Source organism: Microvirga sp. CF3062 (assembly GCF_036314045.1).
Classification (GTDB): domain Bacteria; phylum Pseudomonadota; class Alphaproteobacteria; order Rhizobiales; family Beijerinckiaceae; genus Microvirga.
Window position 1 is genome coordinate 260,820 of the sequence record NZ_JAYGGN010000005.1, and the last position, 17,606, is coordinate 278,425.

At 64.9% G+C, this 17,606-nt stretch carries 16 protein-coding genes and 1 tRNA gene; 8 read left to right on the plus strand and 9 right to left on the minus strand.

The annotated features are described in order from the left end of the window. Window positions 1-86 precede the first annotated feature (86 nt). The 5 genes from VB618_RS11440 (at window position 87) to VB618_RS11460 (ending at window position 6,081) form a co-directional block, all read left to right on the plus strand. Window positions 87-3,287, plus strand: coding sequence for a helicase-related protein (locus tag VB618_RS11440; protein ID WP_329796773.1), 3,201 nt, complete (start codon window positions 87-89; stop codon window positions 3,285-3,287). A 12-nt stretch (window positions 3,288-3,299) separates the two neighbouring features. After that, entirely contained in the window at window positions 3,300-3,602 is a 303-nt protein-coding gene (locus tag VB618_RS11445; RefSeq protein WP_329796774.1) for an RNA-binding S4 domain-containing protein, read from the plus strand. Between the two features lie 158 nt (window positions 3,603-3,760). Then, window positions 3,761-4,099, plus strand: a complete 339-nt coding sequence (fdxA, locus tag VB618_RS11450) for a ferredoxin FdxA (RefSeq protein ID WP_329796775.1) — start codon at window positions 3,761-3,763, stop codon at window positions 4,097-4,099. A gap of 360 nt (window positions 4,100-4,459) precedes the next feature. Continuing rightward, a complete protein-coding gene (locus VB618_RS11455) occupies window positions 4,460-5,044 on the plus strand; it encodes a CarD family transcriptional regulator (RefSeq protein WP_329796776.1) in 585 nt (194 codons plus the stop codon). 164 nt (window positions 5,045-5,208) lie between these two features. After that, a complete protein-coding gene (locus VB618_RS11460) occupies window positions 5,209-6,081 on the plus strand; it encodes an RNA polymerase factor sigma-32 (protein ID WP_329796777.1) in 873 nt (290 codons plus the stop codon). 87 nt (window positions 6,082-6,168) lie between these two features. Here VB618_RS11460 and VB618_RS11465 read toward each other — a convergent pair whose 3' ends face one another. The 5 genes from VB618_RS11465 to VB618_RS11485 all read right to left on the minus strand — a co-directional run bounded on the left by VB618_RS11465 (window position 6,169) and on the right by VB618_RS11485 (window position 9,196). Continuing rightward, the gene (locus tag VB618_RS11465; RefSeq protein ID WP_329796778.1) at window positions 6,169-7,593 is read right to left on the minus strand and encodes a M48 family metalloprotease; all 1,425 of its coding nucleotides are present in this window, start codon (window positions 7,591-7,593) and stop codon (window positions 6,169-6,171) included. Between the two features lie 6 nt (window positions 7,594-7,599). Then, complete coding sequence (locus VB618_RS11470; protein WP_329796779.1) at window positions 7,600-8,427, minus strand: thermonuclease family protein; 828 nt, start codon at window positions 8,425-8,427, stop codon at window positions 7,600-7,602. Between the two features lie 53 nt (window positions 8,428-8,480). Continuing rightward, window positions 8,481-8,696, minus strand: a complete 216-nt coding sequence (locus VB618_RS11475) for a hypothetical protein (RefSeq protein ID WP_329796780.1) — start codon at window positions 8,694-8,696, stop codon at window positions 8,481-8,483. Continuing rightward, complete coding sequence (locus VB618_RS11480) at window positions 8,693-8,839, minus strand: hypothetical protein (protein WP_329796781.1); 147 nt, start codon at window positions 8,837-8,839, stop codon at window positions 8,693-8,695. The genes VB618_RS11475 and VB618_RS11480 overlap by 4 nt, the downstream gene beginning before the upstream one ends. A 144-nt stretch (window positions 8,840-8,983) precedes the next feature. Next, complete coding sequence (locus VB618_RS11485; RefSeq protein ID WP_329796782.1) at window positions 8,984-9,196, minus strand: sugar phosphorylase; 213 nt, start codon at window positions 9,194-9,196, stop codon at window positions 8,984-8,986. 154 nt (window positions 9,197-9,350) lie between these two features. Here VB618_RS11485 and VB618_RS11490 point away from each other — a divergent pair. Then, window positions 9,351-9,427 (plus strand) — tRNA-Arg (locus tag VB618_RS11490). Window positions 9,428-9,447: 20 nt separating this feature from the next. Here VB618_RS11490 and VB618_RS11495 read toward each other — a convergent pair. Both VB618_RS11495 and bglX read right to left on the minus strand, forming a co-directional pair. Further along, the gene (locus VB618_RS11495; RefSeq protein ID WP_329796783.1) at window positions 9,448-10,290 is read right to left on the minus strand and encodes a DUF1206 domain-containing protein; all 843 of its coding nucleotides are present in this window, start codon (window positions 10,288-10,290) and stop codon (window positions 9,448-9,450) included. Window positions 10,291-10,427: 137 nt separating this feature from the next. Next, window positions 10,428-12,683 carry a beta-glucosidase BglX gene (gene bglX, locus VB618_RS11500; protein WP_329796784.1) on the minus strand — a complete coding sequence of 752 codons (2,256 nt, stop codon included), beginning with the start codon at window positions 12,681-12,683 and terminating at the stop codon, window positions 10,428-10,430. Window positions 12,684-12,818: 135 nt separating this feature from the next. On the opposite strand from bglX, the gene VB618_RS11505 reads away from it, so the two are divergent. Beyond that, a complete protein-coding gene (locus VB618_RS11505) occupies window positions 12,819-14,333 on the plus strand; it encodes a response regulator (RefSeq protein WP_329796785.1) in 1,515 nt (504 codons plus the stop codon). A gap of 1 nt (window position 14,334) precedes the next feature. Here the strand turns inward: VB618_RS11505 and VB618_RS11510 are convergent, their stop codons facing one another. Together VB618_RS11510 and VB618_RS11515 are read right to left on the minus strand one after the other, a co-directional pair. Beyond that, window positions 14,335-15,036: a gamma-glutamyl-gamma-aminobutyrate hydrolase family protein gene (locus tag VB618_RS11510; RefSeq protein WP_329796786.1), complete on the minus strand. Its 702-nt coding sequence runs from the start codon at window positions 15,034-15,036 to the stop codon at window positions 14,335-14,337. Further along, window positions 15,033-16,010: an amidoligase family protein gene (locus VB618_RS11515; RefSeq protein WP_329796787.1), complete on the minus strand. Its 978-nt coding sequence runs from the start codon at window positions 16,008-16,010 to the stop codon at window positions 15,033-15,035. The genes VB618_RS11510 and VB618_RS11515 overlap by 4 nt, the downstream gene beginning before the upstream one ends. A 132-nt stretch (window positions 16,011-16,142) precedes the next feature. On the opposite strand from VB618_RS11515, the gene VB618_RS11520 reads away from it, so the two are divergent. Then, window positions 16,143-17,564, plus strand: coding sequence for an MATE family efflux transporter (locus VB618_RS11520; RefSeq protein WP_329796788.1), 1,422 nt, complete (start codon window positions 16,143-16,145; stop codon window positions 17,562-17,564). Window positions 17,565-17,606 lie beyond the last annotated feature (42 nt).

Here is a 17,606-nt window from a genome sequence, read left to right on the forward strand (position 1 = left end):
CTTTAAGAGAAGGCTTCCGGCTCCGGCGTCGGCCCGTACAGCCTCTCGTTTATCCGGGACCTTCAAGCATTACCCGACATACAGGCATGGCCCGTCGTTCCCTTCCCCCGCAGGTGCGTTCGCGCGGCGTCACGGCCGTGCTCGGCCCCACCAATACCGGCAAGACCCATCTGGCCATCGAGCGCATGCTCGGCCATGACAGCGGCATGATCGGCCTGCCCCTGCGCCTGCTCGCCCGGGAGGTCTACAACCGGGTGGTGGAGAAGGCGGGGGCCCACAACGTTGCCCTCGTCACCGGTGAAGAGAAGATCAAGCCGGACCGACCGCGCTACTGGATCTCCACCGTCGAGGCGATGCCCAGGGATCTCGACGTTTCCTTCGTGGCCGTGGATGAGATCCAGCTCGCCTCCGATCTCGACCGAGGCCACGTCTTCACCGACCGCCTGCTGAACCAGCGCGGACGCGAGGAGACGCTGCTCATCGGCTCGGCCACCATGCGCCCGCTGATCGAAGCGTTGATTCCCGGCGTGCACGTGGTCACCCGGCCGCGCCTGTCGAATCTCTCGTTTGCCGGCGAGAAGAAGGTTTCGCGCCTGCCCCGGCGCTCGGCCATCGTGGCCTTCTCGGCCGAGGAGGTCTATGGCATCGCCGAGCTCATCCGCCGCCAGAGCGGCGGCGCTGCCGTGGTGCTCGGCGCCCTTTCGCCCCGCACCCGCAATGCCCAGGTCGAGCTCTTCCAGAACGGCGACGTGGACTATCTCATCGCCACCGACGCCATCGGCATGGGCCTCAACCTCGACGTGAACCACGTGGCCTTCGCGTCCGACAAGAAGTTTGACGGGTTCCAGTTCCGCAAGCTGAACAACTCCGAGCTGGCCCAGATCGCCGGCCGTGCCGGCCGATACATGCGCGACGGGACCTTCGGCACCTCCGGCCGCTGCCCGCCTTTCGATGCGGAGACGGTCCAGGCGCTCGAAAACCACAGCTTCGATCCGGTGCGCATCCTGCAATGGCGCAATCCCGATCTCGATTTCTCCTCGCTGGCCCGCTTGCGCGATTCGCTTGGAGTACAGCCGCGGGAGCATGGGCTCGTGCGGGCTCCCACGGGTGAGGACGTCACGGCGCTCGAGGTTCTGGTTCGGGAAGACGACATCCAGGCCATGGCCCGCTCGCAATATGCCGTGGAGCGGCTCTGGCAGATCTGCCAGGTGCCGGATTATCGGAAGGTTTCGCCCCAGACCCATGCGGATCTTGTCGGTCAGCTCTACCGTTTTCTCATGAAGGACGGTGCCATCCCGGCCGACTGGTTTGCCCGCCATCTGTCCGCTATGGATCGGACCGATGGGGATATCGACACCCTCTCCAACCGCATCGCTCAGGTCCGGACCTGGTCCTTCATTGCCAATCGCCCCGATTGGTTGAAGGATCCGGAGCATTGGCAGGATGTTGCGCGTCAGGTAGAGGACAAGCTATCGGATGCGCTCCATGAACGCCTCGCCCAAAGGTTCATCGACCGGCGGACGAGCGTTCTCATGCGGCGCTTGAGAGAGAACAAGATGCTCGAAGCGGAAATTACGACCACCGGCGACGTCACCGTCGAGGGTCAGCACATCGGTCACCTGCACGGCTTCCATTTCGTGCCTGATCCCCAGGCCGACACCACGGAGGTCAAGACCCTGCGCAACGCCGCCAGCAAGGCGCTGGCCGGCGAGATCGAGGCGCGGGCGGACCGGTTCGCCGAAACCCCCGACACGATGCTCGTGCTGTCCAACGACGGCACCATCCGCTGGATGGGCGACCCGGTGGCCAAATTGGAGCCCGGCGACAAGCTTTTCGATCCCAAGCTTCGCATCCTCTCGGACGAGCATCTCACGGGCCCGGCCCGGGACAAGGTGGACACCCGCCTGCGCGCCTGGCTCAAGGCCTATGTGGTGCGCCTGCTTGGGCCCCTGCTGCAGCTCGAGGACAGTCAGGAGCTCACGGGCCTGGCCCGCGGCATCGGCTTCCAGATCGGTGAGGCGCTCGGCGTGCTGGAGCGCTCCAAGGTCCTCAACGAGGTCCGCAGCCTCGACCAGGAGGCTCGGAGCGCCCTCCGCAAGGCGGGTGTGCGCTTCGGCGCCTATCATCTTTACCTGCCGGCCCTGCTGAAGCCGGCCCCCCGCGTGCTCGCAACCCAGCTCTGGGCATTGCAGAACGGCGGCCTCGACCAGAAGGGCATCGACGAGATCGCCCATCTCGCCCAGTCCGGCCGCACCTCGATCCCGGTTGATCCGGAGATCGGCCACGGGCTCTACCGGGCTGCGGGCTTCCGCGTGCTCGGCGGCCGCGCCGTGCGCGTCGACATCCTGGAGCGCTTGGCCGACCTCATCCGTCCGGCGATCTCCTACCGTCCCGGCATCACCCCCGGCGAGCCGCCGGCAGGCGCTGCCGACGGCGAGGGCTTCGTGCCGACGGTTGCCATGACGTCTCTCGTGGGCTGCGCCGGCGAGGATTTCGCCACGATCCTGAAGTCGCTCGGCTACGTGATGGATCGCCGTCCCGGCCCCGCCATCACGGTGCCGCTCGTGGAGGCCCCGCGGGCCATTGAGCCCCAGACCGCGCCTCCCGAGGGCGAGTCTGCCGCTCCGGCTGAGGAGACTCCAGCTGAGGAGACCCCGGCTGAGGCTGCGGTCGGCACTGAAGAAATCGGTGCCGTTGCCGTCGAGGCTCCTGAGGCGTCCGTTTCCGAGAATGAGGTCGAGGCCAGCGCCGCCGAGGCTGTGGCTTCGCCTGAGGGCGAGGCGATGGCTCCGACGGCCGAAGCTGCCCCTGCGGAGACGGCTCCTGTCGAGCCCGAGATAATCGAGGTCTGGCGCCAGGGTCGTCGCCATCATGAAGGTGCGCAGGCCCGCCAGGGTCGCGAAGCCCGTGGTGGCCGTCACGAACGGGGCGAGCGTTCGGATCGCACGGAGCCGCGGCAGGATCGCGGCGACCGTCGCCCGCGCCACGGTGCAGGCCAGGGCGATCAGACAGGTGAGCGCCGGCCGCGTCCCGAGCGCCGCGAAGCGCAAGGGGAAGGCGGCCGTCCGCAGAACCGTCCGCCACGCGGCCCAGGTCATGGGGCAGGTCATGGGGCAGGTCATGGGGAAGGCCGCCGTGGCGAGGAGCGTCGCGGTCCGCGGCCCGACAAGCGTGCCGACAACCGTCAGGACGGCGGCCGCGAGCGGCGCGAGAAGCAGCCGGACCCGAACTCGCCCTTCGCCAAGCTCATGGCTCTCAAGGCCCAACTCGAGGACAACAAGAAGTGAGGCCATGACGCCATGCGTGAGGAGCGGCAGCGGCTTGACAAGTGGCTGTGGTTCGCGCGCTTCGCGAAAACCCGGACGCTGGCCGCCAAGATGGTGACCAGCGGCTATGTCCGCCTTAACGGACAGCGCACCGACAACGCCGCCAAGGCGGTAGCTGTCGGTGACGTGGTGACCATCGCGCTCCCCCGGGCTACCCTCGTGGTCCGGATCGATGGACTTGGGCAGCGCCGAGGCCCTGCAACGGAAGCAAGGCTGCTCTACCTGGATCTCAGCCAGGACAACGGAGCGCTTGTCAGCGACCCTGACAACCGCTAGAGCATCGGACCCAAAAGTGGACACCACTTTTGGGTCCGATGCTCCATTCTTTGAAGAGCGCATTGTGTGGACCGGAAAACCGGGTCCACTTTTCCGCACGATGCGCTAGAGCGGCAGCACACCTCTCTCGATTGGAACAGACTCTCTAAGGACCGTTCATGACCTACGTCGTCACTGAAAATTGCATCAAGTGCAAATACATGGACTGCGTGGAGGTGTGCCCGGTCGATTGTTTCTACGAGGGCGAGAACATGCTCGTCATCCACCCGGATGAGTGCATCGATTGCGGCGTCTGCGAACCGGAATGTCCGGCCGAGGCCATCAAGCCCGATGCCGAGCCTGGGCTCGAGCAATGGCTGAAGCTCAATGCCGATATGGCCAAGAGCTGGCCCAACATCACTCTCAAGAAGGATGCGCCCGGCGACGCGAAGGAATTCGACGGTGTGGTGGGCAAGTTCGAGGCGTTCTTCTCGCCCAATCCCGGCGAAGGCGACTGAACTCGAGGCTCAGGTCTGAGCGGCCTTCTTTAACGCTGTGCTTTGAAATATTTTTGCTTTTTCGGCCGGACTGTGATAGGGTCCGTGAATGCCGTCGCTTGCGCTCAAGCCGTGCACCGTCCCCGCAGACCGGCGGTTCACATAATGAAGCAAAGATTCGCGTCCTTTGACTTAAGGGAGCGTTGCTGCCTTGGTCAAGGGCATGAGCGTTTGTAGCCGCTGGCTTACATCAGGGAGACGAGCGGAATAGTCAAGTTCCGTGACACTCACATCCTATCCTCGTTCCATTGGGGCCCTGCCCAGTGAGACAACAGCTCCCTCGCCGCCCAGGCGAGGGCCATGCAAGGAGGCCTCTCTCGCATGACAACCGCCAAGAAGTCCGCCCAGCGCCTTGGGTTCAAGTCCGGTGAAGCGATCGTCTATCCCGCTCACGGTGTCGGCCGCATCACGGCCATCGAAGAGCAGGAAATCGCGGGGTTCAAACTGGAGCTGTACGTCGTCTCCTTCGACAAGGACAAAATGGTCCTCCGTGTCCCGACGGGTAAAGCTTCCAGCGTTGGCATGCGCAAGCTTGCCGAACCGGCTCTGGTCCAAAAGGCTCTGGACGTTTTGACGGGTCGTGCCCGCGTGAAGCGCACCATGTGGTCGCGCCGGGCCCAGGAATATGAGGCCAAGATCAATTCCGGCGACCTGATCGCCGTCACCGAGGTCGTGCGCGACCTCCACCGCTCCGAGGCCCAGCCCGAGCAATCCTACAGCGAGCGTCAGCTTTACGAATCCGCTCTCGATCGGATCGTGCGCGAGATCGCCGCCGTGAACAAGATCACGGATACGGAAGCTCTCAAGCTTATCGAGCAGAGCCTCGCCAAGTCTCCACGCCGCGTCAAGGGCGCCGAGGGAGAAGGCGATGCGGAAGGCGACGATCTGCAGGAAGAGGCCGCCTGATCGGACGCCTGTCTCAAAGTATCAAAAGCCCGGCCCTCGGCCGGGCTTTTTTGTGTCTGAAGCCTTGTTTTTCGAAGGCCGGAATCTATTTTGTCGAACTTGGCTGTTGGAACTGAACTTTTTGCGGCCTCGCTCGTTGTGTCTCTGCCAAGGGAGAGCACACAATGGGAGAAATCTCAGGGGTTCGCCGCCGGTTCGTCCGCGCTGCCATGAATGCACCTTTTCTCGAGAGAGAAGAGGAGCATCTTCTTGCCGTGCGCTGGAAAGAGAACCGCGATGAAGCGGCGCTTCATCAACTGACCGCTGCTCATATGCGCCTCGTCATCGCGCTGGCAGCCCGTTTCCGTCACTATGGCCTGCCCATGGCCGATCTGGTCCAGGAAGGCCATGTTGGTCTTCTCGAAGCCGCAGCCCGGTTCGAACCCGAACGGGAGGTCCGCTTCTCGACCTATGCGACTTGGTGGATCCGCGCCTCCGTGCAAGATTACATCCTTCGTAACTGGTCAATCGTCCGCGGCGGAACGAGTTCCGCTCAAAAAGCCCTTTTCTTCAATCTGCGCCGCCTGCGCGCCCGTCTCACTCGTGGCGGAGAAGAGCGCATTTCCTCGGAAGTGCATGCGAAGATCGCGGAGGCGATCGGTGTGTCGAAGGCCGATGTGGCGCTGATGGATGCCCGCCTGTCGGGGCCGGACACGTCTCTCAACGCGCCAGTGATGGATGCCGACTCGTCGAATTCCGCCGAACGCGTCGAGTTCCTCGTCGACAACAGCCCTCTGCCCGACGAAACCGTGACTGACTCGATCGATACCGAGCGTCGCGTGCGCTGGCTGCAGCAGGCGCTTGAGGTCCTCAACGAACGCGAACTGCGCATTCTGCGCGCCCGCCGCCTCGACGACGAGCAGGTGACCCTGGAATTCCTCGGTGACAGGCTTGGGATCTCGAAGGAACGCGTCCGTCAGATCGAGAACCGCGCCTTGGAAAAGCTCAAGCGCGCTCTGGTGGAGCGCTACCCTCAGGCCTCCGGCGCCTTTGTGTAAGGCGCACAAGCTCTCTTAGAAGATTCGGATCGGCGAGGCGGGCGACTGCTTCGCCGATCTGTTTTTGGGAGCATCGATGAAGGGCCCTTACTCCACCACGATCTTGTAGCGCTCGCCCACCTTCAAGGGAGCGTTCCTGTCGAGCCCGTTGATCAGCAGGAAACGTTCGAGAGGCCGGTCGATCGGCATGCGAGCCGCAAGCGCCTGCGCGGTGTCGCCCCGCTGAGCGGTGACGACCTGCAGCTTCAGTGGCCTGATCCGTCTTGCCTCCTCGGGCTGCACCTGCCGGACGCTGTTGAGGGTCTGCTGGAAGATCGATTCCAGATCGCCCCTGTTGCCGCGAGTCGCCATGATGAGCCGGTAGGTGGTGCTGCCGATCCGGATGGCCGAGAGGCGGAAGGTCCATTCCTTGCCGTTGGACAGGGCCGTCACCACAGGAAGGCCGTTCACAGTCCCGGTGGTGAGGGTTCCGGGCTCGACGGTATCTGTCCAGGTGGAGCGCAGAACGTCTTCCAGGCTCTGCCCCTCCGGCGTATCGGCGGCATCGAAGAGCAGACGACGATCGCCGTCGCCGGAGGACCCGAGTACGGCCTGCGAGGTGTTCTCAAGGCTGAAGCCATCGGGGGCCTCGAAGGCGACGCCGAGCCTGGAATGGATAAAGCGGCGGCCCTTCACGACACCGTCTGCCGGGTCGTCGCCATAGGCGAGCCCTTCGAGGGCGGTGAGGTAGGCAAGCCGCCCGGTCTCGCCCGTGTCGGCCAACTCCGTCCGGCGCGCCGCCTGCAAGGCCCGTGAGACACGGTCGTTGGTGCTTGGATGCGAGGCTGATCGATCCCCGGTCTGGCTGTCGGAGCTCGTGCCCGAGCGCCCGAGGGACGTCAGGAAGCGCGGCGCCCCAAAGGGATCGAAGCCGGCACGGGCCAGAACCTTCACGCCGGTCTGGTCCGCCTCGAGCTCCTGCGCCCGCGAGAAGCTCGCCAAGGTCGAGCGTGCTTGGTTCTGCGCCATGGCCGCTTCCTCGGCATCGTTCAGCACGTTCTCGGCCACGCGCTCGATTAGGGCCGAGCGGGCCTGCAGCTCGCTGCGCTGGGAGGCGTGGCGCAACGTGACGTGAGCGATCTCGTGGGAGAGGACAGCGGCCACTTCGGAGGTGTCGCTGGCAAGCGCCAGCAGCCCGCGGGTCACGTAGAGACGCCCGTTCGGCAGGGCGAAGGCATTGACCACAGGCGAGTTGAGGATCGTGATCTGGAAGGCCTCGTCCGGACGGTCGGTGGCCATGACGAGCCGGTTCGTCACATCGGTCAGAAGTTGCTGAAGCTGCGGCGCGCGGCCTTCGCCGCCGAAGGCCCTGACGAGGCGCACATGATCCCGGTCGCGATCCGGGCCGATCACCCGCGGGGCGTTTGCCGGCAGAGAGACGTCCCCGCCAAAGCCGGAGCAGCCCGCCAAAAAGGCTGCGAGCATGAGGCTGCCGAGAATTCCGGTACTACCTGGTCGACGTGTTCTGATCATGCTCGTTCATCGTGGCAGATGATCGCCCTCGAGACGTTCGATCATATCCGGTATGACAATCGAAAAAGCCGTGCCTTGCCAAGACTGCAAAATGCCTCGGGCCCTGATCCGCCGGCCTTTGAGCGCATCGAGGCCCAGGCCGCGATCCGACATCTGTTTCCAGGTTGTCTTAGGAATGATGATCGTGAAGTCTTCTGCCCAAAGCCCCCCGAAGTTCAAATAGGTGCGCTGCTTGCGCTCGCCGATGCTCCTGATGCGGCCTTCGACCAGCACGAAGCTGCCGATCCGCTCGCGCAGGCGCTCAGGTTGATTCACATCAAGGGGCTTATAGCGGTCATCGGCCCAAATACCAAGGCGTCGTTCACGGGCCGTGGCCTCGAGGACGAGGAGTTCGGGCTGGCAGAAGACGCCCTCCGTCCCCGCATCCACCAGGGCGAGGCCGGCCTCGACCAACCCGTGCGCCCAGTCGAGCGCTGGGGTTTGACCGGACGACCGGACACGGACGGAAAGCCGGTCCCAACGATCCCGTTTGTCCGAGCCCTGCACGATGATGGAATGAACGGTCCACGCCTGCAGCCAGGCGATACTCTGCTCGCGATAGGGCGAGGTGTCGGGAAGACGGATGCCCGCAAGGCGAGCCGGTCCGCCCGACAACAGGATAAGGTCTCCTTCCGGTGTGAGGCCCTGAAGCCGGTCCGCCCGAGCCTCACCGATGCACTCAGCAGCCCGACGTATCAAAGGCAATGTCTGCTGTGCGAAAGCCTCCTGGATGCCCATGTCCAGGGCAGGTCCGAGGCACAGAGCCAGCAGCACCCGTAGAGTCGATCCCGTCATGGGACGGGATCATACCCACTCAGGATGAAACGGCTACGCTTAGAGTGATAGGATCAGTGCTTTTCCTGCTCCGGCCTGTGCTGCTGCGGCTTGTGCCCGCTCTGCCCTGAATTGTTATGCTTGTTGTGGTCGCGGCTCTCCTGATGGGTCGCGCCGCCCTGCCGGCCGATATCGGGCTTGCCGCTGGCATTGACGTTGGGCTCATCCTGCCCCTGGTGTCCGGCGATACGGGTATGGTTCGGATTGCTGCGGTTGCCGGTGCTGCTCATGACTTCTTCTCCTGCTGCCGCTTCTGGGCACCGTTGCCGTCCTTGCCCTGCTTGGCTTGCGTGCCGCGCGTGTTCGAGCCGCCATGGCCCTCCTGCGGGATGCCCTCGGGATTCGTGCGGGAGCCTGGGATGTTCTTCGTCATGGTGAAATCCTGACCGATGTTCGTTGCGTCCTGGAGCGGCAGTCCGGCGTCCGGATGCCGTCTCGGGAAGTCAATCGAACATCGTCCGAATTGTTGCGGCCAAGATCGGCAGGTTTTCGCGAAGGACGTCCGCTTCCTCCGGGCCTACCAGCGGATCACGACAACCCGTTCCTTGCCGTTCCCGAGTTCTACCGCTTCGATGCCTTCCGCCTTGCGGTTCTGAGGCTTCGCATCCTCGATGATCTCGACCTCCGCCACATGGGCAGCGAAGGCCTCGTCCACTTCAGCGACGCAGAGCAAGGTGTCGGGGGGGAGATTCTCGACCTGTTTCAGAAAATCGCGAAGCGTCTGCGCCATGATGTACCTCCAGTTGCCTTCACCAACCGGCTTGGCCGTGGGGAGTTCCTTCAGTTCGCCGCCGCAATCGTTCGGGAGAATACCGGAGCCTGATCTCGCGGCTTCTACCCACTGGAATGCCCCTGCCGACCGTGCTAAATCCCCGGTCTTAAGCGGTCCCGTAGCTCAGCAGGACAGAGCAGCGGTTTCCTAAACCGAAGGTCGGAAGTTCGAGTCTTCCCGGGATCGCCAGTTTTCCAGCAACAACCTGCTTATCGGCTCACCCGTGCGACGGCGGCTTTGGCGTCGTCGAGATCCGGCGCGTCGATGTGGCGGTAGCGGGCCTGGATGAGGCCGAAGAGGCCGAAGGCGAACAGGCCGATAGCCGTGAGCGCCAGCAGCACCCAGCCATAGGGCTGCTGCTCCAGGGCCTGGAGGGCGCCGCCGAGGCCGTGCACCTGCGACGAGGAGGCGTGCCAGGCGGCGAGCCCCAGGAAGCCGCCGATCATCAGGAACACGACGCCGCGGGCGGCAAAGCCCATGCGGCCGATGCTGACGAACCAGCCCCGCTTGTCGGACGGCAGGGAGAGGCGGTCGGCCACCCGGCCGCGCCAAGCCTTCATGATGAAGGCAAGGCCCGTCCCGGCGATGATGAGCCCGACGAGGGCCACCAGCCACTGGCCGAAGGGCTGGCTCATGAGCCAGGCCGTCCAATCCTGGGCGGCGCTATCCTCACCGCCGCCTTCCGAGCCGCGCCCGAGGGCAAGGTTCAGGGTGGAGAGGGCAAGACCCGCATAGACGATGCCGCTGACGAGATGCGCTCCCCGGATAGCCCAGCCCTTCATGTCGGAGCCTCGATTGTCGGCATCGGTGAGCGCCTCCAGGATCCGCCAGGCGCAGAACCCGAACAACCCGGCCGCAATCAGGACGAGCCAGACCTTGCCGAAGGGCTGGGAGACGAGCGTCTGAAGGGCAGAGCGGCTGCCGCCGGTCTGACCGCCGGACCCGATCGCGGCGAGCAGCGCCAGAACGCCGACGAGGCCATAGACCACGCCCCTTGCGCCATAGCCGAACCGGGCCAGGGTCTCGACGGGGTTGCGGCTGAGATCGGGCATGGGTGACAACTCCACTCTGTCATGAGTGAACCGCCAAGCCTGCATTGATGTTCCGCTCGATGAAAGAGCTTCCGACGCAAACCTCGTGGCATCGAAAGGCTGCCCGAACATCATTCTCGGGCAGCCTGCGTTTTGGGCTATTGCGCGACGCTGGTCGACGCGGAGGCGCGCCGCTCCATGGGCGGGATGCGGAAGGTTTTCACGATCTCGGCCTCTCCGACCCGTTCGGCGAGCGACGAGCCACCTACGAACGTTTCGATGGTGCCGGCTTCGACTAGATTGGTGCCGTCGTCGAGATGGAAGCCGAGCGACTCCACGGGCACCCGCAGGGTCACGCGCTTCGTCTCGCCGGTCTTCAGGGCAACTTTCTCGAAGGCCTTCAGCTCGCGCAAGGGACGGCTGCGGCTTGCCACGGGGTCGCGGGTGTAGAGCTGCACGACCTCCTGGCCTTCTCGCGTGCCTGTGTTCTTCACGTTCACCGACACTTCCAGCACTTGGCCCTGGTCGATCTTTTGTCGCGCCATCGCGGCATCGGAATAGGCGAACTGGGTGTAGCTCAGGCCCCAGCCGAACGGATAGAGCGGCGTGATCACCTCGTCGATGTATTGCAGGGTGAAGCGGTTGTCCGACTTCGTCGGCCGGCCGGTGGGCAGCCGGTTGTAATAGAGCGGCAGCTGCCCCGTAGCCCGCGGCCAGGTGACAGGGAGCTTGCCGCTCGGGCTCACGTCGCCGAACAGCACGTCGGCAACCGCAGGTCCCGCCTCCGTGCCCGGATACCAGGCCATCAGGATCGCAGGAATACGCTCCGCCACCGGACCGAGTACCTGTGGCCGTCCACCCAGAAGGACGAGCGCCACCGGCTTGCCGGTCTTGGCGAGTTCCTCCAGCACCGCGATCTGCCGGCCGTTGAGTTCGAGATGGGCACGGGAGGCGGCCTCGCCGGACAACTCCTGTGGCTCTCCAAAGACGGCGATCACGAAATCGGATTGCTTCGCGGCGTCGAGGGCTACCTGGAGCTCGCTGGTGTCGCGGCAGAACAGGTCACAGGCGGGAGCATGGCGAATTGTGATGCCGGCGCCCTGAGCCCGGCGGCGGATGCCTTCGAGAATCGTGACGCTGTCCTCCTTATGACCGCGGGCGGCATGCGGCCCCATCTGGTCGTGCGGCGCATTGGCGAGCGGCCCGATCACCGCGATGGAACGGGCGCTTACCGGCACCGGCAGCACGTCGCCGCGGTTCTGCAGCAGCACGAAGGTCTCGCGCGCCACTTCGCGCGCCGCCTGACGTGATTCCGTGGATGGGAAGGCCAAATCGGAGCGCGACGGGTCCATGTCCGGCTTATCGAAGAGCCCCATGCGGAACTTGGTGCGCAGCACCCGGCGCACGGATTCGTCGATCACGCTCTCCGGCACCCGGCCGGCGCGCACCTCGTCGGGCAGGTGCTTGATGTAGAGCAGCCCCATCATGTCCATGTCGACGCCGGCGAGAATCGCCTTGCGGGCGGCCTCCGCGCCATCCGCCGCGATGCCGTGGTTGATCAACTCGCCGATGCCGACCCAGTCGGAGGTGACGAAGCCGTCAAAACCCCATTGCTTGCGCAGCACATCCGTCAGCAGCCAGGGATTGGCCGTCGAGGGTTCGCCGTTGAGCGCGTTGAAGGCGGCCATGAAGCTTGCCGAACCCGCCTCCACCGCGGCCCGGAACGGCGGCAGGTAGGTGTCGTACATCTCCGCGCGCGGGATGTAGGTGGTGTCGTAGTCGCGCCCGCCCTGCGGCGCGCCGTAGCCTGCGAAATGCTTCGTTGAGGCGGCAAGGCCTCCGTTGCGGAAGCCTTCCACACGGGCAGCTGTCAGAATGGAGCCAAGATACGGATCTTCGCCAAAACCTTCGACGATGCGGCCCCAGCGGCTGTCGCGGGAGAGGTCGGCCATCGGCGCAAAGGTCCAGTTCACGCCCACATAGGCCGCTTCCTTGGCGGCCCACTCGGACGCGAGCCGCGAGACGCGCGGGCTGAAGGCCGCGGCCTCTCCCAAGGGAAGCGGAAACTGGGTGCGGAAGCCGTGCAGCACGTCGAGGCCGAAGAGCGGCGGGATCTTGAGGCGGCTCTGGCGTGCCAGAGCCTGGGCGCGGGCCACGTCCGGGGCGCTGTTGAAGTTGAGCAGGGCACCGGCCTTGCCTTCAGAAATGTCCTCCCAGCGCAGGGGCGGTCCATGGGAGACGAGATTGAGCTGGCCGACCTTCTCCTCCAGGGTCATCTGCCCGAGGAGCTCGTTGACGCGGCGCTCGATGGATCGGTCAGGTGTCTCCTGAGCTCTGACCTGCGGGACAAACGAAGTCGTCAAAACCACCGCGAGCACTAGGCGCGCCAATCCATGGACATCAGAAAGCCGCACAATCATCTCCTTTGTCAGGCAGTAACACTTTATCGCGAGGCGACCGCGCTTGCCCTCGGTTCGTGCTACACAAGATAGCGGTTGGAAGTGGCGTCTGAGGGGCGCCGGGTCAATCCATATTTTCGGGAAGCTTGAGTGCCATTGCCGCCTGCCCTGTTGAAGCTGTCTCTGCTGGCCCTGTCCTGCGCCCTGATCCTGTCGGGGTTCGCGCTGGCCGGCGCTGCCTTCTCCAGGGATACCGTGCTGATCGCCGCGGCGGCAGGGCTTTTTCTGCTGATGGCCGCCGGGGCTCCGCTGCTGATCGGACGGCAGATCCGGCAGGTTCTCGGCGAAGAGGAGGCCAATGCATCCGACGAATTCTCCGTGTTCGAGGACGTCACGGCCGGCCTGATCGAAGAACCCGCTCTCCCGTTCGCTTTCGCTGAGGACGCGTTTCCTGAAGCGCCGTCAGCGTCTGGTGAGGACGAAGCCCTGCGCCGCCTCCAGAAGGCTCAGGCCGTTGATCGGCTGCGCGACGGCATCACCCATGATCTCAACAACCGCCTCATGGTCATCAGCGCCAATATCGATTCTGCGGCACGCCAGCTGAAGGAGCAGCCGATCCTGCAACGCAAGCTGCTGTCGGCTCTCGTGGCCGCCGATCAGGCGGCCAAGCTCATCGCCCGGTCGACGGCCTTTGCTCGCCAAGGCGAGGCAAAGGTCCAGTATGTGAGCATCGCCGAGCAGGTGAGTTCGGTCGCCGATCTGCTGAGCCGTTCGCTGCTGCGCGATACCGTCGACATGCGGCTGTCCCTCGCAGAGGATCTCTGGTCCGTGGAGGCCGATCCGGATGCTATCCAGACGGCGATCGTGACGCTAAGCGGACATGCCAGGGATGCTCTCCCTCAGGGGGGCACCATCACGCTCGAGGCCCGTAACGTTTTGGTTGAGAAGGGAGCGCTGCCGGACCTGACGCGCGAGGGCGATTTCGTGCAGCTGACCATCCGCAGCTCAGGACCCGATGACGGGCGCCACCCCCCGGAGGTCGATCTCGAGCAGGCCTTTGCCCTGCGGGACCTTGACCTCTCGTCCTGGCTGTCCCTGAGGCAGAGCCTGCATTTCCTGGAGGGCCTCGGCGGCGCCTCCGAGGTGCGTCGGGACGCAGCGGGCACTGCAATCATTCTCTATCTCCCACGGGCTGAGGCCGCGACCCTGTTGCCGCCGGGTCTGCCGAGCGAGGACGAGGCGCCTGAGGAGCCGGTGCCGAACCACACCGAGGTTCTCGTGGTGGACGACGAACTCGAAGTGGCGCTCGCTCTTCAGTCGAGCCTGGAGGAGTTCGGCTACGTAACCAGCATCGCCACCGATGCTGCGCAGGCAATCAAGTCCCTGAATGCCCGCAGGCCTGCGCTGGTGCTGGCGGATATCGCGATGCCCGGAACGATGAACGGTGTCATGCTGGCACGTGAGGTGCGACAGATCGCACCCGCTCTGCCGGTTCTGTTGATCACCGGCAACCCGGTCGCGGCCGATGAGAACAGCGAGTTCCCGCTGCTGCAGAAGCCGATTATCAGCCGAGACTTGCATGCCGCGATCCAGCGGCACATGAATCCGCCTAGAGACAGCAAGGTCATTCCGCTCTTTCCGCGCACATCCAGGCGCGCTCGCTGATCTAAAGTGCGAGTGCCGCTGCTGAGAGCGGCTGCACCGCCTCGCGGGCCGCCTCGGCGAGCGCTGCAAACAGCCGCTGGTGCGGCTTCTTCCAGACCAGCAGTTCCGGATGCCACTGCACGCCCAGCAGGAACGGCGCGCTCCGGCTCTCGATGGCCTGCACGATACCGCTCTCGTCATGGGCCGCAATGGCGAGACCCTGCCCGAGCCGGTCAACAGATTGGTGATGCAGGGCATTCACCAGGCATGGATTGCAGCGCAGGATGCCGTTGAGGCGCGATCCCGGCTCGATGGAGACGGTCTTGCGCGGCAGCACCGTGCGCATCTTCGGCGCCTGCACATAGACCTCGTAGATATCCATGTGCAGCGTCCCGCCGAGCGCCACGTTGATCATCTGTGATCCGCGGCAGATGCCGAGCACCGGCAAACCGACTGGCAGAGCCGCCTTGAGAAGACTGAGTTCCAGCTTGTCGCGCTCGGGATCGATGCGCACGTCGGGCAGGACCTGCCCGCCATAGATCTCCGCCCCGATATCGTCGCCGCCGCCGATGATGAGACCGTGGAGCGGCTCCGCCGGCAGAGGATTGCCCGGCACGAGCCGGATGGAGCGCGCGCCTGCGCGATACAGCGCCAGCCGGTGCATGAGGTAGCTGCGCCATCCGCCGCGGCGAGACGTGGTGACGCCGATGAGAGGCCTGGTCATGAGCGTACGATCTGCTCCACCACGTTGGCCCAGCTCTTGTCCTCCCCCTCGAAGCCGAGATAGGCGGATCCGACCGCATCGAGCTTCTCGCGGTCGGCAGCCAGGCGCTCGACGCAGACCCAGCGGTTCCAATCCGGCGCGATGCTCCAGCCGGGATCGCTCACCCGCGCATCGGGCAGACGATAATGAAAAGTGGGACGGCCGTTGATCTTCTCGGTCGGCAGCACGGCGCGCACGCGCTTGGCATCGAAGTGATGCAGGAGCGGCAGGAGGTCGAGGTCGCGGTTCCGCGTTGGATTGAAAGCAAGATAGTCGTCGATGAAAGTCTCGATGTCCGGTCCGTAATCCGGCTGGACGATCCTGCGCACATACTCGGCCGGGAACGGATCCGCGAAGCCGAGGAGGTTGCGGGTGGTGTCCGGGGAAGCCTCGCGCCGGAGCCATGAGTTGAGCAGCGCGAAGCTCCTCATGAATGCCGTGACAGTCGCCGCATCCCGGCGCGGGATCTCCGGATTGAAATGCAGCCCGAAGGCATAGAAGGGCGCATCCTGCGTGCCCTTGGCGCCGAGCCTGCGCAGGATTGTCAGGATGCGGTTAAGCTCTTCCAGGCGGTCAATGGGGGTGGGAGCGGTGACGAGTTCGCAGGGCACGAGATAGCGTGCTGCAAAGCCGAAAAGCGCAGCGATCTTGGGCAGCATGCCGCGCTGCGTGCCGGCCTGCTTGCCGGGATGCAGGATTCGGATATCGAGCTCGACCGTCAGGTCCCCGACGGCAGAGTCCTTCAGCGCGAAGGAGTGCGGGTCTTCCTCCATGATCCTTCCACCGAAAGCCTCCTGGAAGGCCTGTATGGTCTTCTCGGCGGAGGGGCCGACGAACTCGATCTCGACTCCGACCGTGCGCACTTCGCCCCGCTCGTTGTGCAGGATTGGCGGCAGGGCGAAGTCGATTGCGGTGGAGAGCGCCTGCTGCGCCATGGAGAACTCCGGGGAAACAACACAAGAATGTGAGCGAAGAGGTGAACGGACGCGGTTGAGCTCAGGTTCCTTGCCGCTACGAGAGTTCCGGCTGTGGCTTTCCGGCGGCAGGTTGGTTACAAGCCCGGCACCATGATTCATCGCACCTCCCTGACCGAACGCACCGCCTGGCTGGCGGAGCTCCGGGCTACTCTGGCTCTCGGCTGGCCGCTCGTGCTCGCCACCCTGGCGCAGAACGCCTTGATGACCACCGACGTGATTTTGATGGGCTGGATGGGGTCAGAGTCTCTCGCGGCGGGTGCGCTCGGCACTAATCTTTACTTCGCCTTTCTCATCTTCGGCATCGGCCTCGTGAACGCCACCTCGCCGATCATCGCCGAGGAGCTTGGCCGCAAGCGCCATTCGGTGCGTGAGGTGCGGCGCACGGTCCGCCAGGGCCTGTGGGCCTCGGTGACGGTCGCAATCCCGATCTGGATCGTGGCCTGGAACGGAGAGGCGATTCTGCTTGCCATCGGCCAAGAGCCCAGGCTCGCCCAGAATGCAGGCGAGTACATGCGCGCGCTGCAGTGGAGCCTTCTGCCGTTCCTGTTCTTCCTGGTGCTGCGCTCCTTCCTGGCGGCGCTGGAGCGTCCGGGCTGGGCGCTGTTCATCGGGCTGCTGGCCATTCCGGTGAATTTCGGCGCGGCCTATGCCCTGATGGTCGGCGCGTTCGGCCTGCCGGCTCTGGGGCTGGTGGGCGTGGGCTTAGGTACGGTGCTCTCGAGCACGTTCATGTTTCTCGGGCTTGCCCTCGTGATCGTCCTCGATCCGAAGCTGAGGCGATATCACGTCTTCGGACGCTTCTGGCGCGCCGACTGGCCACGCTATCGCACCCTGTGGCGGCTTGGCGTCCCCATCGGCCTGACGCTGATGTTTGAGGTAACAATCTTCAACGCGGCGGCGATGCTGATGGGCCGACTCGGCGCGAGCGAGCTGGCGGCGCATGCGGTGGCCCTGCAGATTGCCTCCTTCTGCTTCTCCGTTCCCCTCGGCATCGGGCAGGCCGTCACGGTGCGCGTGGGCCGTGCCTATGGCGCGCAGGATGCGCCAGGGGTTACCCGCGCCGGCTGGACGTCCTTCGCGCTTGGCACGGGCTTCATGGTCCTCACGGCCTCGCTCATGATGTTCGCGCCGCACCTGCTGCTGGGCGCCTTCCTCGACCTAAGCGATCCCAAGAACGCGCTCGTGGTCGATCTGGCACGCTCGTTCCTGGTTGTGGCGGCCATCTTCCAGCTGGTGGACGGCGCGCAGGCGGTTGGCGCCGGCATGCTGCGCGGTCTGCAGGATACGCGGGTGCCGATGATCTATGCGGCTTTGGGCTATTGGGGTGTCGGCCTGCCGCTCGGTATCATCCTGGCCTTCAACACGCCGCTGCGCGGCATCGGAATCTGGATCGGGCTCGCCAGCGGGCTTGCCGTGGTGGCTGCGCTCATGCTGTGGCGCTGGCTGCGCCGCGACCGGCTCGGGCTGGTCACGGCCATCCCGCAGGACGTTCAGGAAGCGTTTGCGAGCTAGCGCATCGTGCGGAAAAGTGGACCCTGTTTCCCGGTCCACACG

Bases quoted from the DNA above. Each gene is read 5' to 3' on its own strand.
- fdxA (WP_329796775.1), top strand. From the start codon at position 3,761: ATGACCTACGTCGTCACTGAAAATTGCATCAAGTGCAAATACATGGAC.
- VB618_RS11445 (WP_329796774.1), top strand. From the start codon at position 3,300: ATGCGTGAGGAGCGGCAGCGGCTTGACAAGTGGCTGTGGTTCGCGCGC.
- VB618_RS11485 (WP_329796782.1), bottom strand. From the start codon at position 9,196: ATGGCGCAGACGCTTCGCGATTTTCTGAAACAGGTCGAGAATCTCCCC.
- VB618_RS11515 (WP_329796787.1), bottom strand. From the start codon at position 16,010: ATGGCGCAGCAGGCGCTCTCCACCGCAATCGACTTCGCCCTGCCGCCA.
- VB618_RS11440 (WP_329796773.1), top strand. From the start codon at position 87: ATGGCCCGTCGTTCCCTTCCCCCGCAGGTGCGTTCGCGCGGCGTCACG.
- VB618_RS11495 (WP_329796783.1), bottom strand. From the start codon at position 10,290: ATGCCCGATCTCAGCCGCAACCCCGTCGAGACCCTGGCCCGGTTCGGC.
- VB618_RS11475 (WP_329796780.1), bottom strand. From the start codon at position 8,696: ATGAGCAGCACCGGCAACCGCAGCAATCCGAACCATACCCGTATCGCC.
- VB618_RS11470 (WP_329796779.1), bottom strand. From the start codon at position 8,427: ATGACGGGATCGACTCTACGGGTGCTGCTGGCTCTGTGCCTCGGACCT.
- VB618_RS11510 (WP_329796786.1), bottom strand. From the start codon at position 15,036: ATGACCAGGCCTCTCATCGGCGTCACCACGTCTCGCCGCGGCGGATGG.
- VB618_RS11480 (WP_329796781.1), bottom strand. From the start codon at position 8,839: ATGACGAAGAACATCCCAGGCTCCCGCACGAATCCCGAGGGCATCCCG.
- VB618_RS11465 (WP_329796778.1), bottom strand. From the start codon at position 7,593: ATGATCAGAACACGTCGACCAGGTAGTACCGGAATTCTCGGCAGCCTC.
- VB618_RS11455 (WP_329796776.1), top strand. From the start codon at position 4,460: ATGACAACCGCCAAGAAGTCCGCCCAGCGCCTTGGGTTCAAGTCCGGT.
- VB618_RS11520 (WP_329796788.1), top strand. From the start codon at position 16,143: ATGATTCATCGCACCTCCCTGACCGAACGCACCGCCTGGCTGGCGGAG.
- VB618_RS11460 (WP_329796777.1), top strand. From the start codon at position 5,209: ATGGGAGAAATCTCAGGGGTTCGCCGCCGGTTCGTCCGCGCTGCCATG.